21 protein-coding genes and 2 tRNA genes are annotated in these 21,246 nt (G+C 70.2%); 13 read left to right on the top strand and 10 right to left on the bottom strand.

All coding sequences use genetic code 11. From position 1 onward, the window contains the following. Nucleotides 1-38: 38 nt before the first annotated feature. Nucleotides 39-2,117: a glycogen debranching protein GlgX gene (gene glgX / locus BLS25_RS08600; RefSeq protein ID WP_056230941.1), complete on the bottom strand. Its 2,079-nt coding sequence runs from the start codon at nt 2,115-2,117 to the stop codon at nt 39-41. 46 nt (nt 2,118-2,163) lie between these two features. Here glgX and BLS25_RS08595 point away from each other — a divergent pair, with 46 nt between their 5' ends. The 5 genes from BLS25_RS08595 to ligA all read left to right on the top strand — a co-directional run bounded on the left by BLS25_RS08595 (nt 2,164) and on the right by ligA (nt 8,387). After that, the gene (locus tag BLS25_RS08595; RefSeq protein ID WP_074695087.1) at nt 2,164-3,348 is read left to right on the top strand and encodes a cysteine desulfurase family protein; all 1,185 of its coding nucleotides are present in this window, start codon (nt 2,164-2,166) and stop codon (nt 3,346-3,348) included. Between the two features lie 9 nt (nt 3,349-3,357). Further along, on the top strand, nt 3,358-4,455 hold the full coding sequence (mnmA, locus tag BLS25_RS08590; protein ID WP_074695086.1) for a tRNA 2-thiouridine(34) synthase MnmA: 1,098 nt from the start codon (nt 3,358-3,360) through the stop codon (nt 4,453-4,455). A gap of 79 nt (nt 4,456-4,534) precedes the next feature. Next, nucleotides 4,535-4,993 (top strand): carboxymuconolactone decarboxylase family protein, encoded by a 459-nt coding sequence (locus BLS25_RS08585; RefSeq protein WP_056230947.1) that lies wholly within the window; start codon nt 4,535-4,537, stop codon nt 4,991-4,993. 38 nt (nt 4,994-5,031) lie between these two features. Further along, nucleotides 5,032-5,889, top strand: a complete 858-nt coding sequence (locus tag BLS25_RS08580) for a sigma-70 family RNA polymerase sigma factor (protein ID WP_056232315.1) — start codon at nt 5,032-5,034, stop codon at nt 5,887-5,889. 50 nt (nt 5,890-5,939) lie between these two features. Next, the gene (ligA, locus tag BLS25_RS08575; protein ID WP_074695085.1) at nt 5,940-8,387 is read left to right on the top strand and encodes an NAD-dependent DNA ligase LigA; all 2,448 of its coding nucleotides are present in this window, start codon (nt 5,940-5,942) and stop codon (nt 8,385-8,387) included. Between the two features lie 59 nt (nt 8,388-8,446). Here ligA and BLS25_RS08570 read toward each other — a convergent pair whose 3' ends face one another. Both BLS25_RS08570 and BLS25_RS08565 read right to left on the bottom strand, forming a co-directional pair. After that, complete coding sequence (locus tag BLS25_RS08570; RefSeq protein WP_056230950.1) at nt 8,447-8,947, bottom strand: hypothetical protein; 501 nt, start codon at nt 8,945-8,947, stop codon at nt 8,447-8,449. Nucleotides 8,948-9,081: 134 nt separating this feature from the next. Beyond that, nucleotides 9,082-10,761 carry a long-chain-fatty-acid--CoA ligase gene (locus tag BLS25_RS08565; protein ID WP_074695084.1) on the bottom strand — a complete coding sequence of 560 codons (1,680 nt, stop codon included), beginning with the start codon at nt 10,759-10,761 and terminating at the stop codon, nt 9,082-9,084. 61 nt (nt 10,762-10,822) lie between these two features. Between BLS25_RS08565 and gatC the strand changes: the two genes are divergently transcribed. The 6 genes from gatC to BLS25_RS08535 all read left to right on the top strand — a co-directional run bounded on the left by gatC (nt 10,823) and on the right by BLS25_RS08535 (nt 16,626). Then, nucleotides 10,823-11,122, top strand: a complete 300-nt coding sequence (gene gatC, locus BLS25_RS08560) for an Asp-tRNA(Asn)/Glu-tRNA(Gln) amidotransferase subunit GatC (RefSeq protein ID WP_056230955.1) — start codon at nt 10,823-10,825, stop codon at nt 11,120-11,122. A gap of 64 nt (nt 11,123-11,186) precedes the next feature. Beyond that, nucleotides 11,187-12,707: an Asp-tRNA(Asn)/Glu-tRNA(Gln) amidotransferase subunit GatA gene (gene gatA / locus BLS25_RS08555; RefSeq protein WP_074695083.1), complete on the top strand. Its 1,521-nt coding sequence runs from the start codon at nt 11,187-11,189 to the stop codon at nt 12,705-12,707. Next, nucleotides 12,707-14,224 carry an Asp-tRNA(Asn)/Glu-tRNA(Gln) amidotransferase subunit GatB gene (gatB, locus tag BLS25_RS08550; protein WP_074695082.1) on the top strand — a complete coding sequence of 506 codons (1,518 nt, stop codon included), beginning with the start codon at nt 12,707-12,709 and terminating at the stop codon, nt 14,222-14,224. Before gatA ends, gatB begins: the two co-directional genes overlap by 1 nt. A gap of 193 nt (nt 14,225-14,417) precedes the next feature. Next, nucleotides 14,418-15,674, top strand: coding sequence for a DNA polymerase IV (locus tag BLS25_RS08545; protein WP_074695081.1), 1,257 nt, complete (start codon nt 14,418-14,420; stop codon nt 15,672-15,674). A 63-nt stretch (nt 15,675-15,737) separates the two neighbouring features. After that, on the top strand, nt 15,738-16,058 hold the full coding sequence (locus BLS25_RS08540) for a hypothetical protein (protein WP_056230965.1): 321 nt from the start codon (nt 15,738-15,740) through the stop codon (nt 16,056-16,058). Continuing rightward, complete coding sequence (locus BLS25_RS08535; protein WP_081349749.1) at nt 16,033-16,626, top strand: nucleoside/nucleotide kinase family protein; 594 nt, start codon at nt 16,033-16,035, stop codon at nt 16,624-16,626. The genes BLS25_RS08540 and BLS25_RS08535 overlap by 26 nt, the downstream gene beginning before the upstream one ends. Nucleotides 16,627-16,645: 19 nt before the next feature. Here BLS25_RS08535 and BLS25_RS08530 read toward each other — a convergent pair whose 3' ends face one another. The 6 genes from BLS25_RS08530 to BLS25_RS08505 all read right to left on the bottom strand — a co-directional run bounded on the left by BLS25_RS08530 (nt 16,646) and on the right by BLS25_RS08505 (nt 18,799). Further along, entirely contained in the window at nt 16,646-17,128 is a 483-nt protein-coding gene (locus BLS25_RS08530; RefSeq protein ID WP_074695080.1) for a DUF2017 family protein, read from the bottom strand. Beyond that, on the bottom strand, nt 17,125-17,430 hold the full coding sequence (clpS, locus tag BLS25_RS08525) for an ATP-dependent Clp protease adapter ClpS (RefSeq protein WP_143017876.1): 306 nt from the start codon (nt 17,428-17,430) through the stop codon (nt 17,125-17,127). Before clpS ends, BLS25_RS08530 begins: the two co-directional genes overlap by 4 nt. Continuing rightward, on the bottom strand, nt 17,430-17,771 hold the full coding sequence (locus BLS25_RS08520) for a metallopeptidase family protein (RefSeq protein ID WP_074695185.1): 342 nt from the start codon (nt 17,769-17,771) through the stop codon (nt 17,430-17,432). Before BLS25_RS08520 ends, clpS begins: the two co-directional genes overlap by 1 nt. Nucleotides 17,772-17,949: 178 nt before the next feature. Further along, nucleotides 17,950-18,025: transfer RNA gene (locus BLS25_RS08515), tRNA-His, on the bottom strand. A gap of 36 nt (nt 18,026-18,061) precedes the next feature. Beyond that, entirely contained in the window at nt 18,062-18,688 is a 627-nt protein-coding gene (orn, locus tag BLS25_RS08510; protein WP_074695079.1) for an oligoribonuclease, read from the bottom strand. A gap of 35 nt (nt 18,689-18,723) precedes the next feature. Beyond that, a tRNA-Arg gene (locus BLS25_RS08505) sits at nt 18,724-18,799 on the bottom strand. 101 nt (nt 18,800-18,900) lie between these two features. On the opposite strand from BLS25_RS08505, the gene BLS25_RS08500 reads away from it, so the two are divergent. After that, nucleotides 18,901-19,110 carry a hypothetical protein gene (locus BLS25_RS08500; protein ID WP_056230976.1) on the top strand — a complete coding sequence of 70 codons (210 nt, stop codon included), beginning with the start codon at nt 18,901-18,903 and terminating at the stop codon, nt 19,108-19,110. 47 nt (nt 19,111-19,157) lie between these two features. On the opposite strand, the gene yczE is transcribed toward BLS25_RS08500, so the two are convergent. Further along, nucleotides 19,158-19,766, bottom strand: coding sequence for a membrane protein YczE (gene yczE, locus BLS25_RS08495; protein ID WP_056230978.1), 609 nt, complete (start codon nt 19,764-19,766; stop codon nt 19,158-19,160). Between the two features lie 61 nt (nt 19,767-19,827). Between yczE and yczR the strand changes: the two genes are divergently transcribed. Then, a complete protein-coding gene (yczR, locus tag BLS25_RS08490; protein ID WP_074695078.1) occupies nt 19,828-21,246 on the top strand; it encodes a MocR-like transcription factor YczR in 1,419 nt (472 codons plus the stop codon).

Raw genomic sequence — 21,246 nt, 5'->3', positions numbered from 1 at the left:
GCCGTACGGTTTCGCCCGGCCTTGACAGCGGGGCCCGATCAGTCGACGCGGAACAGTCGCATCGAGGCGCCGGCGAGGGAGACGACGTCTCCGGGCGCGAAGCGCTCCTCGTCATCGGACGGCGTCTCGTCGGCGCTCGACCAGAGCGAGACGTAGACCGCGTCCTCGAGATCGGGCAGGACGATCTCGGTGGCGTCCTCGGTGCCGTGGATCACGAGGAGGACGCGGTTCGGGTCCTCTTCTTCGGGCGTCGAGGTCGCGAGGTACTGCAGGGTCCGGTGCGCCGGGTCGTTCCAGCGCTCGCTCGACATCGTCTCGCCGTTCTCGTCGAACCACTCCATGACCGAGGCCGAGGGGATCACCTCGCCGAGCCGGGCGAAGCGCTGGGGCCGCAGCGCGGGATTGTCGCGGCGCAGCCGCAGGAGGCGCTGCGTGTGCGCGAACAGGTGCTCCTGCCACGGGGCGAGGTCCCACGACAGCCAGGTGAGCGCGGAATCGTGGCAGTAGGCGTTGTTGTTGCCGCGCTGCGTGCGTCCCATCTCGTCGCCGGCGGTGATCATCGGCACCCCCGCCGACAACAGCAGCGTGCCCATGAGGTTGCGCATGGCCTTGCGGCGGGTGGCGAGCACGCGTTCGTCGGTGGTGCGACCTTCGGCGCCGTGGTTGAACGAGCGGTTGGTGTCGGCGCCGTCGCGGTTCTGCTCGCCGTTGCCGAGGTTGTGCTTGACGTCGTACGAGACGAGGTCGCGCAGGGTGAACCCGTCGTGCGCGGTGACGAAGTTGACGCTCGCGAGGGGCCCGCGGTCTTCGGAGAAGGTGTTCGAAGATCCCGCCAGACGCGTGGCGAAGCCGCCGATCCCGACCGGGGCGGTGGCCGCGCGCCGGGCGTAGTCGATGTCGCTCAGCCAGAAATTGCGCACCCGATCGCGGTAGCGGTCGTTCCACTCCAGCCAGCCCTCGCCGAAGTTGCCGGTCTGCCAGCCGCCCATGCCGACGTCCCAGGGTTCGGCGATCAGCTTGGTGCCCGACAACGCGGCATCCTCTCGGATGGCCGTGAGGAGCGGGTGATCGGGCGTGAAGGAGTGGTTCTCGTCGCGGCCGAGGGTGACGGCGAGATCGAAGCGGAAGCCGTCGATCTGCACCTCGTCGCTCCAGTACCGCAACGAGTCGAGGATGAGTCGTGCCGCGGCATCCGTCGAGGTGTTCACCGCGTTGCCGCAGCCGGTCTCGTCGATGTACGCGCCCTCGGCGGTCTGGCGGTAGTAGGCCTTGTTGTCGATGCCGCGCAGGCTCGTGCGCGGCCCCCCGATGCCTTCTTCGGCGGTGTGGTTGTAGACGACGTCGAGCAGCACCTCGAGGCCGGCCTCGTGCAGGAGCTTCACCATTCCCTTGAACTCGCGCAAAACGGCCTCGGGACCCTCGGCGCGGCTGGCGGCCGTGGCATACGGCGCGTGCGGGGTGAAGAAGTTGAGCGAGTTGTAGCCCCAGTAGTTCGACAGGCCCAGCTGCAGCAGGCGAGGCTCGGTGGCGAAGGCGTGGACCGGAAGCAGCTCGACGCTGGTGACGCCGAGGGAGAGCAGATGATCGATCATCGCGGGGTGCGCCAGTCCCGCGTACGTGCCGTGCAGAGCGGGCGGAATGAAGGGATGCCGCTTGGTGAGGCCCTTGACATGTCCCTCGTAGATGACCGTGCGGTCCATCGGCACGCGGGGCTTGGTGGAGGTGCCCCAGTCGAAAGAGCCGTCGACGACCACGGAGCGCCAGTCGCCGTAGCTGCCCGAGACGAGCCCCCGCGAGTACGGCTCGATCAGGAGCGACTGCGGGTTGAACGTGTGTCCGGGGCCGTGCGGCCCTCCGACGCGGATCGCGTATCGCGCGCCGGGTCGCAGCAGGGGAGTGGTGGCCTCGAACACGCCCCCGCCCACGGGGGTCATGGTGATGGTCTCGGTCGCCCAGTCGAGGTCGACGTCGTCGAAGACGAGCACTTGCATCGCGTCGGCGGAACCCGACCAGACGCGCAGGGTGCCCCCGTCGGGGCCGAGCCGCACGCCCAGATCGTCGAGCGACGAGCGGAGCAGGGCGGGGCGGGCGGGCAGGACAGTCTCGGGTCGGACCATGCGTCTTAGGGTAGTGAAAGGCGCTGGAGATACCGGGAGGGCGAGGATGCGGGTATACCTCGATCACGCGGCGACCACCCCGTTGCGCCCGGAGGCGCGAGAGGCGTGGCTCGCCGCCCACGACGTGCTCGGCAACCCGTCGTCGATCCACGGCGCCGGTCAGGACGCGCGTCGCCTGCTCGAGGACGCTCGCGAGGCTCTCGCGACCGTGCTCGGGTGCCAGCCGATCGAGGTCGTCTTCACGTCCGGCGGCACCGAGGCGGCCAATCTCGCGCTGAAGGGCCTGTGGTGGTCGCGCTCCGCCGACGCCGACGCGATCGTGCTCCCCGACGGCGAGCACCACGCCACGCTCGATGCGGTGGGGTGGCTGTCCTCGACGCAGGATGCGCATGTGCGCCCGGTACCCCTCGATCCGCTCGGCCGCATCGACGCGGAGGCGTTCTCTGCGGCTCTTCCGGGAGCCGCCCTCGCGACGGCGCTCGTCGCGAGCAACGAGGTCGGAACGATCCAGGATGCCGCCGACCTCGCGCGGCGCGCGCTCGACGCCGGGGTGCCCCTGCACCTCGACGCCGTGTCGGCGCTCGGCCAGATCCCGGTGTCGTTCTCGGCGTGGCGGGGCTCGGGGAGCGCGCCCTCGGGCCTCGTGGCGATGTCGGTCTCGGCGCACAAGGTCGGCGGTCCCGTCGGCGTTGGCGCCGCGGTCGTCTCGCGACACGCCCGGCTCACCCCTCTCGTCCACGGCGGCGGCCAGCAGCGGAGCCTCCGCGCCGGGACGCAGGACGTCGCGGGCGCCTCCGCCTTCGCGGCGGCCCTCACGGCGGCCGAGGCCGAGCGCCACGGCGAGGCGGAGCGGCTCGCCGCACTCCGCGATCGCCTGGTGACCGGCATCCTCTCGTCCATCCCTTCCGCCCGGCTGCTCGGGCACCGGACCGAGCGTCTGCCCGGCAACGCGCACGTGCTGTTCCCGGATGCCGCGGGCGAGACGCTCCTGTTCCTGCTCGACATGGAGCAGATCGCCGTGTCGACGGGGTCGGCGTGCCAGGCCGGCGTGGCGGAGCCGTCGCACGTGGTGCTCGCTCTCGGGCTCGACGATCGCGCGGCGCGATCGGTGCTGAGATTCACCCTCGGACACACCTCCACGGACGCCGACGTCGACGCCGTTCTCACCCGTCTCCCCGACGCGTACGCCCGGGCCGTGGCATCCGGCGCCCGTTCAGACCGACGTTCGTAGACTGGGACGATGCGAGTTCTTGCGGCGATGAGCGGTGGAGTCGACTCCGCGGTGGCTGCGGCCCGCGCGGTCGAGGCGGGTCACGACGTGGTCGGCGTGCACCTGGCGCTCTCGCGCGCCGGGGGAACGCTCCGCGCTGGCAGCCGCGGCTGCTGCACGATCGAAGACGCGATGGACGCCCGCCGTGCCGCCGACAAGCTCGGCATGCCCTTCTACGTCTGGGACTTCTCGGAGCGCTTCCGCGACGACGTGATCGACGACTTCGTCGCGGAGTACCGCGCCGGGCGCACGCCCAACCCCTGCATGCGCTGCAACGAGAAGATCAAGTTCGCGGCCCTCCTCGAGCGGGCCCTCGAACTCGGCTTCGACGCCGTCTGCACCGGCCACTACGCCACTCTCGTCGACACGCCCGGGGGGCGCGAGCTGCACCGCGCCTCCGACAACGCCAAGGACCAGTCGTACGTGCTGGGTGTGCTCACCGCCGAGCAGCTCGCGCACACCTACTTCCCGCTCGGGTCCACCCCGTCGAAGGCGCTCGTGCGCGCCGAGGCGGAGGAGCGCGGGTTGTCCGTGGCGCAGAAGCCCGACAGCCACGACATCTGCTTCATCCCCGACGGTGACACGCGCGGCTGGCTCGCCGACAAGGTGGGTGCCGAGCGCGGCGAGATCCTCGACCGTACGGGAGCCGTGGTCGGCACGCACGAGGGGGCGCACGCCTTCACCGTCGGGCAGCGCCGCGGCTTGCAGCTCGGGGTTCCCGCGGCCGACGGCAAGCCCCGCTTCGTGCTCGAAGTGCGTCCCATCACCAACTCCGTGGTCGTCGGGCCCAAAGAGGCGCTCGCGTGCTCCGAGATCGCGGGGGAGCGCTACACCTGGGCCGGACGCGCACCCGAGGGCGAGCGCTTCGACTGCGACGTGCAGATCCGCGCGCACGCGGACCCCGTGCCCGCCGTCGCCGAGTTCGTCGACGGCGTGCTGACGGTGCGTCCCGAGACGCCTTTCGACGGGGTCGCCCCCGGGCAGACCGCTGTGCTCTACGACGGCACGCGCGTGCTCGGACAGTTCACGATCGACCGGACGGTGTCGGCGGTCCCGGTCGAGGCCTGAGGCCCGTCACACTCCGCCGTCGCCGTTCGACTCCTCTGATGGACGCGATCTTCGCGTCCCTTACCGCGAGGAGTCCCCGATGACCCGTATCGACCTGTCCCGCACCAACCGCGGCGGTTACGCCGCCGTCCTCGCGCTCGAGGGGTATGCGCGCACCCACGTCGACAAGACCCTCTACGAGTTGCTCAAACTGCGGGCGTCGATCCTCAACGGGTGCGGGTTCTGCGTCGACATGCACGCCACCGCGGCGGCCGCGCACGGCGTCCCCGCGCGGACGCTCCACGCCGTCGCGGCCTGGCACCACGCCGGCGACCTCCTCGACGACCGGCAACGCGCGGTACTCGCCCTCACCGATGCCGTGACCCTCGTCGGGCCGGAGAGCGTGACCGACGAGGTGTGGGAGCGCGCGGCCGCGTTCTTCTCGGAGAAGGAGCTCGGCTCCCTCGTGGTCGCCATCGCGACGATCAACGTGTGGAACCGCATCGCCCTGGCGACCGGGATGACCCCTCCGGTCGATGCCGCCCACCCCGTCGCATGAGCGTCGCCCGTCCTGCCGGTAGCCTCGGCGAGGTGACGATGGCCAGCCTCGCGTGGAGCACGGAGCGGGACCGACTCGTGGGGATCGCCTATCGGATGCTCGGAGACTTCGGTGCCGCGGAGGACGTCGTCTCGGACGTCGCCCTCGACGCACTGCGGGCGGAGGGCGACGGCGATGAGGTGCGCTCGTGGGCGGCCTGGCTGACGACGGTCTGCGTCAGACGATCCATCGACCAGTTGCGTCGAGTGCAGGCCGCTCGCGAGGATTATCCGGGGCCGTGGTTGCCGGAGCCGGTCGCCACCGAGCGTCTGCCCGACGACGTGGTGGCGGACCGCGAGATGCTGTCGCTGGCGGTCCTGCACCTCGCGGAGCAGCTGGAACCCGCGGCTCGTGCGTCGGTGGTGTTGCATCGGGCGTTCGGGATGACGTCCGTCGAGATCGCGGAAATCCTCGATCGCTCACCCGCGTCGGTGCGCCAGCTGATCTCGCGTGGAGAGAGGAGGCTTCAGCTGCGCGCCGAGCCGTCGTCGTCAGGCGCCGACCGCGGGGCTGTCCGCGCTCTCGTCGCCGCGATCGAGACCGGAGACGTCGCGGGCGTGGCGGGCATCCTCACCGATGACGCGATCCTCTGGGCGGACGGAGGCGGGCGGGTCAAGAGCGCGCTCAACCCCATCTTCGGCGCCGAGAGGATCGTCCGCTTCTTCGCCGGAATTCTCGAGAAGGCGGCCGCAGCCGGAGCCGTGATTTCGGCGCGGGAGGTGGACGTCAATGGCGAGATCGGGCTCTCGCTCTCGGTGGGCGCCGTCACGGACGTCATCTCGCTGGAGATGAGGGGTGGGCTCGTCGCCGGCGTCCGACGGATATCGAACCCCGACAAGCTCTGGAGGGCGTGGTGAGCGGCGACCCGCCCGCGGCCGATGTCGGAACCCCTCCCTAAGCTGGATGCGTGACCGAGCACGATCAGCTTCCCGACCTCACCCTCGACGAGGCGCGCGCCGAGGCCGCGGACCTCACCCAGCGGATCGTCGGTGCGCGCGACGCGTACTACGGCCGAGACGCCGAGGTCGTCGACGACGCGACGTACGACGGATGGATGCACCGGCTCGAGGCCCTCGAGCGTCGGCACCCCGAACTCCAGGGGCAGGACAGCCCGACCCTCTCGGTGGGAGCCGCCGAGGCCACCGACCTCGCGACGATCGAGCACGCCGAGCGCATGCTCAGTCTCGACAACGTCTTCTCGCCCGAAGAGCTGCGCGATTGGGCCGTCAAGACCGAGGCCGCCGCGGGGCGCGCGGTGCACTGGCTCAGCGAGCTCAAGATCGACGGACTGGCCATCAGCCTGCGCTACGAGAACGGCGTGCTCACCTCCGCCGCGACCCGCGGCGACGGTCGGGTCGGAGAAATCGTCACCGAGAACGCCCTGCGTCTCGCCGACATCCCGCACGAGCTCGCGGGAGAGGGGCACCCGCCGATCGTGGAGGTGCGCGGAGAGGTCTTCATCCCCGTCGCGAAATTCGAGAACCTCAACCGACTTCAGGGCGAGTTCCGCGAGCGGGCGCTGGCTGAGGCTCGAGAGCGGGCCGCCGGCCGACGTGGGGGCCGCGCCTTCGACGAAGAGAAGGCCGAGGTCGCGGCGGCTCGACGCTTCCCCGCGTTCGCGAATCCCCGCAACGCGGCCAGCGGCGGACTGCGTCAGCAGATCGAGAAGAAGACGGGCCTCGAACTCGAGGCCGGTCTCGCGCGCATCGACTCCCTCAAGCTCTACGTGCACGGCATCGGTGCGTGGCAGAACCCTCCCGTGGCCGCACAGAGTGAGATCTACGACCTGCTGGCGTCGTGGGGACTGCCCACCTCGCCGTACAGCCGCGTCGAGTCGACGATCGACGGCGTCCTGGCCTTCGTCGCGCATCACGGCGAGCATCGTCACGACGTGGAGCACGAGATCGACGGCGTCGTCGTCAAGGTCGACGAACTCGCCCTGCACGACGAGCTCGGTGCCACGAGTAGAGCGCCGCGATGGGCGATCGCGTACAAGTACCCTCCCGAGCAGGTGAACACGAAGCTGCTCGACATCGTGGTGTCCGTCGGCCGCACCGGACGGGCCACCCCCTTCGCGGTCATGGAACCCGCGAAGGTCGCCGGCAGCGTCGTGCGCCAGGCCACTTTGCACAACCAGGACGTCGTCAAGGTCAAGGGAGTGCTGATCGGCGACACGGTCGTGCTGCGCAAGGCCGGCGACGTCATCCCCGAGGTCCTCGGTCCGGTGGTCGAGTTGCGCGACGGCAGCGAACGCGCGTTCGTCATGCCGGCGGACTGCCCCGAGTGCGGGACACCGCTGCGCCCCGCGAAAGAGGGCGACGTCGACCTGCGGTGCCCGAACGCGCGCTCGTGTCCCGCCCAGGTGCGCGGTCGTGTGGAGCACATCGGGTCCCGCGGAGCGCTCGACGTCGAAGCCCTGGGAGAAGTCACCGCCGCCGCCCTCACCCAGCCCGAGGTGCCCGACCGGCCGCCGCTCGACACCGAGGCGGGGCTCTTCGACCTGACGGTCGACCAGCTCGTGCCGATCGAGGTCGTCGTGCGCGACTCCGAGACGGGGGAGCGCAAGGTCGATCCCGATACCGGCGAGCTCGTGCGACGACTGCCGTTCCAGAAGCTGTCGCCGGCGTCGTACCCGCCGGGCACCGAGGACCTCGACCCGGCCGAGCGCCGCCGCCGCGGCATCCGCAAGGACTATCGGCAGGTCCTGCCGTCCGAGCAGGCGACCAAGCTCATCGCCGAGCTCGACAAGGCCAAGACCAAAGACCTCTGGCGGCTGCTCGTTTCGCTGAACATCCGGCACGTCGGTCCGGTCGCGGCCCGCGCCCTCGCCCAGTGGTTCGGCTCCCTCGACGCCATTCGGGCGGCCTCGCGCGAAGAACTCGCGGCCGTCGAGGGCGTCGGCGGCATCATCGCCGACGCCGTCATCGACTGGTTCGACGTGGAGTGGCACCGCGAGATCGTCGACCGCTGGGCAGCCGCGGGCGTGCGCTTCACGATCCCCGGCCATCCCGGACCCGGGGCGGCGGCCGCTGCGGGCGGGGTCCTCGCGGGCCTCACGGTGGTGGCGACCGGATCACTCGAGGGCTACACCCGCGAGGGGGCGCAAGAAGCCATCCTCTCGGCCGGCGGCAAGGCGGCATCGAGCGTGTCGAAGAAGACGGACTTCGTGGCGGCGGGCCCGGGGGCCGGATCCAAGCTCGCGAAGGCCGAGGAGCTCGGACTGAGAATCCTGGATGCCGCGCAGTTCCGCATCCTCGTCGAGCAGGGCCCCGCGGCACTCGACGCGGCGACGGGCGACACCTCAGCCGACGCCGACATCGACGCCGCCGCGGAAGAGACCGCCGCCGACGACTGATCGAACAACGGAAGGGCGGAGGCCGAGGCCCCCGCCCTTCCGTTCGTTCTCGGTATCTGTCAGCCGGCGCAGACCGTGGCGGCCTCCGTGAAGCTCGCCTGCAGAGTGCTCACCTGGCCGCTCAGGCCGCTGGCCTTCGACGGGTCGGCGACGACGGTCTCGAGGAACGCGGCGTAGTCGTTGAGAGCGCCGCTGGCCTTCTTGGCCGCGGGCGCGACCTCCGCGTTGGTGATCGAGTCGAACTGCGTGCCGACGTCGGACGCGAGCTTCTTGAACGCCGCCAACGTCGCCTGCGGGTCGGAGCTGTCGACCGTGCTGCCCGCACCGCTGACCTCCTGGAACTGCGTCCGGACGATGTCGCAGGCGTCGGCCTTCGACTGATCCCCGGCAGGTGCGGCGGGCGACGCGGGCGCGGTGGTCTCCTGAGTCGTCGTGGTGCCGCTGTCGGTCATGCTGTCGTCGCTCGACTCCGCGGTGTTGCTGGCACCGCCGGAGCAGCCGGCGAGAAGAAGCAGCGCGGAGGCTGCGACGAGAGCGAACGGAGTGCGCTTGATGATCATGTGATTCCCCCCAAAGGTCACACCCGGGCACGACGCGGCCCGGAATGCCCCCACGCTACCGAGCGCACGCGTGCACCGACCAATTCGGCCCCGGGTCTTGCGCGCCGAGGTCTGCGTGTAGCAGGGCGGTGGCGTCAGTCGGCGAGCAGGCGGTCGCGCACCTGACGTCGGAGCACCTTACCGATGAGCGAGCGGGGCAGTTCATCGACGACGATGATCTGCTTCGGAACCTTGTAGGGCGTCAGGATGCCGCGCGCGAAGGCCCGCACGGCTTCGGCGTCGAATTCGCCGGGGGTCGAGGGCACGACCGCGGCGACGACCGCTTCGCCCGAGTGCTCGCTCGGAAGGCCGACCACGGCGACATCGGCGATCGAGGGGTGTTGGCGCAGGACGTTCTCGACCTCGGTGGGGGCGACGTTGAAGCCTCCCGTGATGATGAGCTCTTTGATGCGGTCGACGATCCGCACGAAACCGCCGTCGTCGATCGTCACGATGTCACCGGTGCGGAACCACCCGTCGACGAAGACCGCGTCGGTCTCTTCGGGCTTGCCGTAGTAACCGGAGAAGACCTGCGGGCCGCGGACGAGGAGTTCACCGCGCTCGACGTCCGTGCGCGGGTCGTCGGGGTCGACGACCCGGCACTCGGTGCCGGGGAGGGGGAGGCCGACGGTCCCCGCGACGCGGTTGTCGGCGACGGGGTTGGCCATCAGCACGGGGGAGCACTCGCTCAGGCCGTAGCCCTCGACGAGATAGCCTCCGGTGGCTTCCTCGAACGGCACGACGAGATCGTGCGGTAGGGCCATCGCGCCCGAGATCGCGACGTCGGTACCGGTCAGCGAAACGCCCTTCTCGGTCGCCGCGGCGAGCAGCCGCTCGGCGATCGGGGGGACGAGGGGGAGGAAGGTCGCGGGGTGCTTCTTCGTCACGGCGAGCACGAGGTCGGGATCGAACTTGGGGAAGAGGACGAGACGGGCGCCCATCGACATCGCGAAGGTCAGGCACAGGGTCAGCCCGTACGCGTGGAACATCGGCAGCACGGCGTAGACGACGCACCCCTCGCCGCGGACGATCTGCGGAACCCAGGCGCGGGCCTGAGCGGCATTGGCGAGCAGGTTCGCGTGCGTGAGCATCGCCCCCTTGGGGGTGCCGGTCGTCCCGCTCGTGTACTGGATGATCGCCAGGTCGGTCGACCCCGGTCGCGGGTGCGACGAGGGGAGGGGCGCGTGACGCACCAGGTCGGCCCAGTCGGCGGCATCCTGGGTCTTCGTCGTCAGAGCCGCGCGGGCCTCTCGCGCCTTCGCGAGGGGCAGGCGGAGGGCGAGTCGGGTCCGCAGGGGCATGGCGGTGGTCACGTCGACCGAGATGAGCGTGTCGACCGTCAGGTCGGCCGGGAACTCCTGGATCGTGGCGACGACTTTGCTCCACACGATCGCGTGCTTCGCACCGTGATCCTCGAACTGCTTGCGCAGCTCCCGCGGGGTGTAGAGGGGATTGTGCTCGACCACGACGGCGCCCAGCCGCAGGACCGCGTAGAACGCCACGATGTGCTGCGGGCAGTTGGGCAGCACGATCGCGACCGGGTCTCCCGCTTTCACCCCGCGCTCGGCGAGGGCTCCCGCCACGCGGGCGATGTCGGCGGCCATCTCGGCATACGTCGTCTCGCGGCCGAAGAACTGCAGGGCGGGGGCGTCGGGGTAGTCGCGCACCGAGGCGTCGACGATGTCGACGAGCGAGCCGCTCTGGGGGTCCAGGTCTTCGGGGACACCCGGGGCGTAGCTCGAGGTCCAGGGCCGCGGGGGATCGAAGCTCGTCACCCCGTCAGCCTAGAGGTGGTGCTCGGCGGGGACAGGACCGCGCGCGAACTAGACTTGCGGGGTGTCTGAAATCACTCCTGATCTCGTGCGCCATCTCGGTGTGCTCGCCCGGATCCAGTTGAGCGACGAGGAGGTCCAAAGCCTCACCGGCCAGCTGGATGCCATCGTCGACAACATCGCGAAGGTGTCCGAGGTGGCGACCCCCGAGGTCGTCGCCACGAGCCACCCGATCCCGCTCGAGAACGTCTTCCGCCCCGACGTCGTGCAGCAGCAGCTCACGCGCGAGCAGGTGCTGCAGAACGCGCCCGACCAGGCCGACGGCCGATTCCGCGTGACCGCGATCCTGGGAGAAGAGCAGTGATGCGCACCGTGCCGACCGATTTCCGGGGAGTCTCCACCTCCGACGCGACGAAGGAGCAGGGACGATGACCGATCTGACCCGCCTCACCGCCGCCGACCTGGCCTCCGCGCTCTCGAGCAAAGAGGTGTCGAGCGTCGAGGCCACGCAGGCCCACCTCGACCGCATCGCGGCCGTCGACGGCGACGTGCACGCGTTCCTGCACGTGAGCGACCACGCCCTCGAGGTCGCGGCCGACATCGACCGCCGCCGCGCGGCGGGCGAGCAGCTGCACGAACTCGCCGGCGTTCCGCTCGCGGTCAAGGACGTGCTCGTCACCACCGACATGCCCTCCACGAGCGGATCGAAGATCCTCGAGGGCTACATGTCGCCCTACGACGCCACGGTCGTCGAGCGCTCGCGCGCCGCGGGCCTGGTGCCGCTCGGCAAGACCAACATGGACGAGTTCGCGATGGGCTCCTCCACCGAATTCTCGGCGTACGGCCCCACCCGCAACCCGTGGGACCTCGACCGCATCCCCGGCGGCTCGGGAGGCGGGTCGGCTGCGGCCGTCGCGGCCTTCGAGGCGCCGCTGGCCCTCGGCTCCGACACGGGCGGCTCGATCCGTCAGCCCGCGCACGTCACCGGCACGGTCGGCGTCAAGCCCACCTACGGTGGAGTGAGCCGTTACGGCGCGATCGCCCTGGCATCCAGCCTCGATCAGGTCGGCCCGGTCACCCGCACCGTGCTCGACGCGGGCCTGCTCCACGACGTCATCGGCGGACACGACGCGAACGACTCGACCTCGCTGTCCGACGCGTGGCCCTCCTTCACTGCCGCGGCTCGCGAGGGTGCAACCGGCGAGGTCCTGAAGGGCCTCAAGATCGGCGTCATCCGCGAGCTCGACGACCGCGGCTTCCAGAAGGGCGTGTCGGACTCGTTCCGCGCGTCGCTGGCGGCCATGGAGGCGCAGGGCGCCGAGATCGTCGAGATCAGCGCGCCGCACTTCGAGTACGGCGTCGCCGCGTACTACCTGATCCTCCCCGCCGAGGCCTCGAGCAACCTTGCGAAGTTCGACTCGGTGCGCTTCGGCATGCGCGTGAACCCGCAGGGCGCCGCCACCGTCGAGAACGTCATGGCCGCCACGCGCGACGCGGGTTTCGGCCCCGAGGTCAAGCGCCGCATCATCCTCGGCACCTACGCCCTCTCGGCCGGATACTACGACGCCTACTACGGCAGCGCGCAGAAGGTCCGCACGCTCATCCAGCACGATTTCGACGCCGCGTTCTCGCAGGTCGACGTCATCGCGACGCCGTCCGCGCCGACCACGGCCTTCCGCCTCGGCGAGAAGATCGACGACCCGCTGCAGATGTATCTCAACGACGTCACCACGATCCCCGCGAACCTCGCGGGCGTGCCCGGCATCTCGGTGCCGAGCGGTCTCGCCGCAGAGGACGGCCTGCCCGTCGGCATCCAATTCCTCGCCCCCGCTCGCGAGGACGCCCGCCTCTACCGTGTCGGTGCGGCCCTCGAAGCGCTGCTCGTCGACCAGTGGGGTGCCCCGCTGCTCGACAAGGCCCCCTCTCTCACGAACGGAGCGTCGCTCTGATGGCGAAAGATGCCCTGATGGACTTCGACGAGGCGCTCGAGATGTTCGAGCCCGTCCTCGGTTTTGAGGTGCACGTCGAGCTCAACACCGCGACCAAGATGTTCTCGGCCGCGCCCAACCCCGCCAACGAGGCCCACCACGGTGCCGAGCCGAACACGCTCGTCGCCCCGGTCGACATGGGCCTTCCGGGCGCTCTGCCGGTGGTGAACGCCGAGGCCATCCGGTCGTCGATCAGCCTGGGCCTCGCCCTCGGTTGCTCGATCGCCCCGTCCAGCCGTTTCGCGCGGAAGAACTACTTCTACCCCGACCTCGGCAAGAACTACCAGATCTCGCAGTACGACGAGCCGATCGCCTTCGAGGGCTCGGTCGAGGTCGAGCTCGAGGACGGCACCATCGTGACCGTGCCGATCGAGCGCGCGCACATGGAAGAAGACGCCGGCAAGCTCACCCACATGGGCGGGGCGACCGGTCGCATCCAGGGTGCGGAGTACTCGCTGGTCGACTACAACCGCGCCGGCGTCCCGCTCGTCGAGATCGTCACGAAGCCGATCTTCGGTGCCGAGCACTCGGCGCCTGCACTGGCGAAGGCCTACGTCGCGACGATCCGCGACATCGTGCGCGGCCTCGGAATCTCGGAGGCCAAGCTCGAGCGCGGAAACCTCCGCTGCGACGCCAACGTCTCGCTGCGCCCGCGCGGCCAGGAGAAGCTCGGCACCCGCACCGAGACCAAGAACGTCAACTCGATGCGTTCGGTCGAGCGTGCGGTGCGCTACGAGATCCAGCGTCAGGCCGCGATCCTCGCCAAGGGCGGGACCATCACGCAAGAGACCCGTCACTGGCACGAGGACACCGGTCGCACGTCTCCGGGGCGCCCGAAGTCGGATGCCGACGACTACCGTTACTTCCCCGAGCCCGACCTGCTGCCGGTGGTGCCCGCGCCCGAGCTGATTGAGGAGCTGCGCGCCGCGCTCCCCGAGCCGCCCGCGGCCCGTCGTCGTCGGCTCAAGGGCGAGTGGGGCTTCACCGATTTCGAGTTCCAGGACGTCGCCAACGGCGGCCTGCTCGACGCGGTGGCCGACACGATCGCCGCGGGAGCCGCTCCCGCCTCGGCTCGCAAGTGGTGGACGGGTGAGATCACCCGCGTCGCGAACGCGCAGGAGCGCGACGCGGCCGACCTTGTCTCTCCCGAGAACGTCGCCGCTCTGCAGAAGCTGATCGACGCCGGCACCCTCACCGACAAGCTCGCGCGCCAGGTGCTCGAGGGCGTCATCGCCGGAGAGGGCACCCCGCAAGAGGTCGTCGACGCCCGGGGTCTCGCCGTGGTCTCGGACGACGGGGCGCTCATCGCCGCGATCGACGAGGCCCTCGTCGCCCAGCCCGACGTGCTCGCCAAGATCCGCGACGGCAAGGTGCAGGCCGCCGGCGCCGTCATCGGCGCGGTCATGAAGGCGATGAAGGGCCAGGCCGACGCCGCGCGCGTGCGCGAACTCGTGCTGGAGCGCGCCGCCGCTCTGTAATCGACACCGGATGCCACGGCACCGCGCCCCGCGAGGGGTGGGGCCGTGGCATCCGTCGTTCCCGGCCCGGGGCATGTACACAGCCTCGGCGGTTGACGCGAGATTCGCGAGACGACGGTCGAGGATGCGCGGATCGCTGACCTCGCGCGGGCGCCGAGGACCGATGTCGGAGGTCCGGGGGAGAATGGATGCCATGGGACGAGGTGACGGAACGGGGCGCATCGTCTCGCGCCCCGACGCCGATGACACGGGCACGGGCATCCTGCACGTCGACATGGACGCCTTCTTCGCCTCGGTGGCCGTGCTCGACGATCCCTCTCTCGCGGGCAAGCCGCTCATCATCGGCGGGTCCGAGGGGCGCGGCGTCGTCTCGAGCGCTTCGTACGAGGCCCGCCGCTACGGCGTGAAGTCGGCGATGCCGGTGGCGATCGCCCTGCGGATGTGCCCGACCGCGATCGTCGTCAACCCGCCCTACCACCGCTACACCGAGATGTCGCGGCAGGTCATGGCGATCTTCCACGACGTCACCCCGCTGGTCGAACCCCTCTCGATCGACGAGGCGTTCCTCGACGTCCGCGGTGCGCGGCGGCTGTGGGGGAGCCCCGGCACGATCGCGCGAAACCTCAGGGCTCGGGTGAAGGCCGAGACCGGGCTGACCTGCAGCATCGGAGTCGCCGCGACCAAGCACGTCGCGAAGATGGCCTCCACGATCTCCAAGCCCGACGGGCTGCTCGTCGTGGCCGAGGCCGACACCGAGGCGTTCCTTCGCCCGCGTTCGGTTCGCGCGCTGTGGGGAGTGGGTCCCAAGGCCGCCGAGGCGCTCGAGTCTCGCGGCATCCGGCTCATCTCCGACATCCTCGACACCCCGCGGCCTGCGCTCGAGCGGGTGCTCGGTCCCGCGATGGGCGAGCGCATCTGGCATCTGTCACGCGGCATCGACGCCCGCGAGGTGCACACGGGGCGCTCCGAGAAGAGCGTCGGTCATGAAGAGACGTTCCACACCGACATCTCCGACACCCGCACGCTGCACGTCGAGCTCCGCCGCCTCGCCGATCGCGTGGGAGCGCGCCTGCGCGCGCAGCAGTACGAGGCGTCGACGATCTCGATCAAGGTGCGCTTCTCCGACTTCACCACGCTCAGCCGTTCGCGCACGCTGCCCGAACCGACCTCGGTCGGCCAGCGCATCGGCGACGCGGCCATCGAGCTGTTCGACGGGATCGACCGACGCCAGGCCGTTCGCCTGGTCGGCGTGCGGGGCGAGAAGCTCAAGCCGGCGGCGATCGCGGCCACCCTGTGGGATGACGACGCCGAATGGCGCCGCGTCGAGGGAGCGCTCGACGACGCCACCACTCGCTTCGGCCGAGGGGCCGTCACCCGTGGATCGCTGCTCGGGCCGTCGCGCGGTGGGGGAGCCCTGCCCACGAACCCACGGCCGTCGTACGACCACTGACACGCCGGTCCCGGTCGCGCAACGCCCCTCGATGCTCCGAGGCCGGGCCGCTACGGTGGAGCCATGCCCAACATCGCTTTGGAACTCGGCAAGCAAGCCACCAGCTTCGGCGTCACCTCCGCCTACGGGGAGCAGCAGGACGTGAACGGCGTCAAGATGATCCCCGTCGCCCTCACCTGGGCCGGGTACGGCGGCGGCTCCGACGAGCAGGGCAACGGTGGCGGCGGGGGCGGTGGCTACACGCTGCCCCTCGGCGCTTACATCCGCCGCGGAGACGATCTGCGCTTCGACCCGAACCTCGTCGCGTTGCTCGCCGTCGGCATCCCGTTCGTGTGGGTGGCCGGTCGCGCCCTCAGCCGTGTCATCCGCGCCCTCAAGAAGTAACGCGGACCCGGTCGCCGACGCCCTCACTGCGGCTATTGCCGCGGTGTCGGCGCGCATCGTCGCGGTCGGCGCCGCGAACCCCGTCGTCGCCCTCGACGGGCGTAGTGGCGCGGGGAAGAGCTCCTTCGCTCGACGCCTGGTCGCGGCATGGCCGGGCCACGGACGCGTGCAACTCGTCGCCCTCGACGACGTCTACCCCGGCTGGGACGGCCTCGCCGACGGCGTCGAATACGCCCGGCGGGTCATCCTCTCACCGCACGCGCGGGGGCTGATCGGCGTCTGGGAGCGGTGGGACTGGGAAGCGAGCGCGCGAGCCGAGGCATACGCCGTCGACCCCTCGCTGCCGCTGGTGGTCGAAGGATCGGGACTTCTCACCCCTGAGGTCGCGCGACTCGCCGACGTGTCGGTGTGGGTCGAGGCTCCGTTGGCGTCCCGCAAGGCGCGCGCCCTCGACCGCGACGGCGACACCTACCGTCCGCATTGGGACCGCTGGGCCGCGCAGGAGGACCGGCATCTCGAGGCGCATCATCCGGAACGGCTGGCCGATCTGGTCGTCTCCGTCCCGTAAGGTACGTCGACGACGCCGCTCACGCGCGATCGAGAGTTGCGACGAGACCGTCGAGGCGATAGCCGATCCAGTCGTACACGCCGTAGCGCGGGTCTTCGGGATCGTGATCGTCGTCGTTCTGGATGCCGAGACGGGTCGCCATAACCAGTCGCAGCGCCGAGAGCGTGCGCATCCACGCCAGGGCCTCGGTCTCACCGAGGGCGACGGCGATCGTCGCATCAGGATCGCTCTCGGGGTCGAGGTCCGCACCGTCGAGGCCGAGGGTGTGAAGAACCGTGGCGACGTCCTGCGACCGACGCTCGAGGAGGTCCCCGCCGGTCAGACGCCGGAACTCCCGACTGGCAGCTGCGTCGTCGGGGTAGGCATCCGGGAGCAGGCGTTCCACCGCCGGGTCCTCGCCCGCGCGGGAGTCCGCCAGCAGATCGCGGAACTGTCCCACGATGCCGGCCAGATGCAGGGCCTCGAGGCCGCTGATCTCCAGCACGACGACGCGCTCGCTCATGCGGGGTCCTTCCTGACGGTGGCCCAGAGGCCGAAGTCGTGCATCGCCTGCACGTGGGCTTCCATGACTTCGCGTGGCCCTCGGGCCACCACGGCGTGGCCGTCGTGGTGCACGGCGAGCATCAGCCGGTTCGCGGTCGCGGCGTCGTAGCCGAAGTAGGTGCGGAAGATGTGGGTGACGTAGCTCATGAGGTTCACGGGGTCGTTCCACACCACGGTCTGCCACGACGCTGGCGGAGCCGCCGTCAGATCGGTCTCGAGGTCGACGTCGAGATCGAGGTCGGGACTCGCCACGCCCGCCATCACGCCCACCCCAGCTCGTGGAGGCGTTCGTCGTCGATGCCATAGAAGTGCGCGATCTCGTGGACGAGCGTCGTGTGGATCTCGTCGCGCAGTTCCGCCTCGTCGTGGCAGGCGGCGAGGTGCGGCTCCCGGTACACGATGATGCGATCGGGGAGCTCGCCGACGCCGTAGCGCTCTCGTTCCGTCAACGCCCAGCCGTCGTACAGCCCGAGGAGATCCAGGGACCCGTCCTCGGGGCGGTCCTCGACGACGAAGACGATGTTATCGAGACCGTCCACCATGTCGTCGGGGAGCTGATCCAGCTCGTCGACGACCAGTTCTTCGAACGCAGACGCATCCATCTCGAGGGCCGGGCGCGCGTCGACGCGGTCGTTCACGGCGGGCCTCCCGGGGGTCTCGAGCCGTCCATCGGATGCCGACAGATCACGCCGACGTTCCGTGTCGATTCTACGGCGCGGGGGAGCGCCGGTCGCGAATGACGAAGGCCCGGCGAGCGATGCTCGACCGGGCCTTCTTCGTTGGGGTGGCTAACGGGACTTGAACCCGCGACCCCCGCGACCACAACGCGGTGCTCTACCGACTGAGCTATAGCCACCATGTGTCTGCCGCAGCAGACAACTGAACGATTATGTCATACGTCCAGCGTGAACGACGACACGGCCGAGGCCGAGACGGCCTTCGCCTCGTCGCTCGTCGGGCCCGGCTGGGGCACGAACACCGCGGCGCGGTAGTAGGCGAGCTCGCGGATCGATTCGCGGATGTCGGCGAGCGCGCGGTGTCCGCCGTTCTTCGCCGGGGCCTGGAAGTAGGCGCGCGGATACCAGCGACGCGAGAGCTCCTTGATGCTCGACACGTCGACGTTGCGGTAGTGGAGCCAGCGGTCGACGCGCGGCATGTACTTCGCCAGGAACATGCGGTCGGTGCCGATCGTGTTGCCGGCGAGAGGAGCCTTGCCCTCGACGGGCGCGAACCGCTGGATGTACTCGAGGGTCTGGAACTCGGCATCCGCAAGGCTCACCCCGTTCGGGATCTCGGCGAGCAGACCCGAGGAGCGGTGCATCTCGGTGACGAACTCGCCCATGTTGGCGAGGGCCGAGGCGTCGGGCTTGATCACGATCTGGAAACCGGGGTCGAGCACGTTGAGCTCGAAATCGGTGATGACGACGGCGATCTCGACGAGCTCGTCGACGGCCAGGTCGAGCCCGGTCATCTCGCAGTCGATCCAGACGAGCCGGTCGTTCTCGGAGGCGTTTACCATCCCCACATCCTAGTGAGGGGTGCCGACACCGGCTCTGGTCCCCCAGACACGATTCGAACGTGTGACCGGCGGATTAGAAGGCCGCTGCTCTATCCACTGAGCTACTGGGGGTCGATCTCAGGATATCGCCCGAGGCGTTCCCGGCGCGCCAGCCCCTGGCACATCTGCCGCGGCGGCTGTACATTCCGGCGAAAGAGAGCAAAGGAGCACTCATGTCCGAGACTGCGACGCGACGCATCTGGGTGGCCTACGGTCCGAACGGCGTCGTCGGGAAGATCCAGAAAGACAGCGACGGCTACCGCGTTCACATGGCCGGCAAGGACGAGCCCCTGGGCGTGTACCCCTCCATGGAGATCGCCAAGAACGCCGTGCACTCGCACCTCAAGCCCGGCAGCGAGCGGCCCGAGTTCCGCGAGCACTGAACGGTGGGGCGGCTCCCGGTCCGCGGGAGCCGCCCCACCGCGGTGTCTCAGGCGGATGCCATCGTCCGCGCGGGCGCCGCGGGCTTCGGAGTGGCCAGCAGCGGCAGGGCGAGGTGGACCAACGGCCCGATCCCCAGCGCGAAGACGACGGTCCCGATGCCGACGGTGCCGCCGAGCAGCCACCCGAGGACGAGCACCGACCCCTCGACGCCGAGGCGGCACGCCCAGATCGGCCAGCCGAAGCGCGCGTGCATTCCGGTCATGAGGCCGTCGCGCGGGCCGGGGCCGAAGTGCGCTCCGATGTAGAGCCCGGATGCCACGGCCACCAGCACCACGCCGGCGACGAGCATGAGGGCTTGCAGCCAGAAGGTGTCGGGGTGGGGGAGCAGCCCGAGCGAGAGCTGGAGGCTCGTCCCGACGAGCAGGATGTTCGCCACGGTTCCCACCCCCGGCTTCTGACGCAGGGGGATCCAGAGCAGCAGCACGCCGAGGCCGACGATGTTCGTGATCCAGCCGATGCCGATCCCCGTCACTCGCGAGAGGCCCTGCGCGAAGACCGTCCACGGGTCGACTCCCAGGCCGGCCGCGACGGTGACGGCGCAGCCGAAGCCGTAGAGCACGAGTCCGAAGAAGAGGCGCAGGATCCGAGAAGACATGTGGCGATCCAATCACGGGATTGGCTTTGGGGCACGATGCCAATTCGACTACGGTGGCCGCATGGACTCGCGCGTATCGGCCCGTACCCTCGCTGCTTCTCTCGGTGGCTGGCGGGGATACGGCCCCGCCTATGAGGCACTCGCCGACGGCGTCCGCCTTCTCTGCTTGGACAATCGCCTCGCTCCGGCCACGGCCCTCCCCGCCGAGCGTGAGCTGGCGGCGATTCTGGGAGTGAGTCGCACCACTGTCGCCGCCGCCTACCAGAGCCTGCGCGACACCGGACACATCGAGAGCCTGCGCGGGAGCGGGAGCGTCACCCTGCCCCTGCGTCGGACCGACCCGGGCCGGCACGAACCGGACGCCGAGACGATCGATCTGCAGCAGGCGAGCCCCGCGGCCTGGCCCGGGCTTCCGGGGATCATGGCGGAGGTCATCCAGGACGCTCCGGCACTCGTCGCGCGGATCGGATACGACGTCGTCGGCGATGTGGGCCTGCGTACCGCGATCGCCGAGCACTACCGCGCGAGAGGTCTCGCCACCTCCGCCGACCAGATCCTCGTGACGACGGGGGCGCAGAGTGCGATCCACCTGATCGCCTCGGTGCTCCTGCACCGCGCCGACCGGGTCATGATCGAGACCCCCACCTACCCTCACGCGGCGGATGCGTTCCGTCGGGTCGGGGCACGCCTGGTGGGCGTGCCGGTCGACTCCACCCACGGATGGGACCTCGAGCGCGCGGAGCAGACGTTCGCGAGGGCGCTGCCCTCGCTGGCGTACCTGATGCCCGACTTCCACAACCCGACGGGACGCACCATGACCGCGGACGAGACGGATGCCTTCGTCGTGGGCGCGCGCTCGGTCGGGACTCTCCTGGTCCTCGATGAGACCACCGCACAGCTCGACATCGATCGGCGATCGCAGTCGGCGGCATTTCCCGAGCATGAGCGCGTGATCCGCGTCGGCTCCCTCGGCAAGACGGTGTGGGGTGGACTGCGCGTCGGGTGGGTGCGCGCAGCGCCCGACATCGTGCGGCGCCTAGCCAGCGGTCGACCCGTGCACGATCTGGGGACTCCCGAGCTCGAGCAGGCCATCGCGGCGCGCCTCATCCCGCGACTCGACGAGATCGCCGCGCAGCGCGGCACCCTGCTGCGTGCGGGTCGCGACAGCCTGGTCGAGGAGCTGAGGCGACTGTTTCCGGAGTGGGACGTGCCCGAGGTGCACGGCGGTGTGTCGCTCTGGGTGGGGATCGGCGAGCCGCTGAGCACGCCGTTGGTGATGTCGGCGCGGGCACGAGGGCTCGCCCTCTCCGCCGGATCGCGATTCGCCGTGGAGGGCGGCCACGACCGTCGTCTGCGCGTGCCGTTCACCGCGTCGCCGTCGACGTTGCGGCGGGCGGTCGGCATTCTGCGCTCAGCGTGGGACGACGTGCGCGGCGGAAGCGCGATCCCTTCTCGAACGGACTTCACCACCGTCGTCTGA

The organism is Microbacterium testaceum StLB037 (assembly GCF_900104345.1).
In the GTDB taxonomy this organism is placed as follows: domain Bacteria; phylum Actinomycetota; class Actinomycetes; order Actinomycetales; family Microbacteriaceae; genus Microbacterium; species Microbacterium testaceum_A.
Note: the sequence above shows the minus strand (reverse complement) of the source record. Positions and strands in the feature narration are given on the sequence as shown.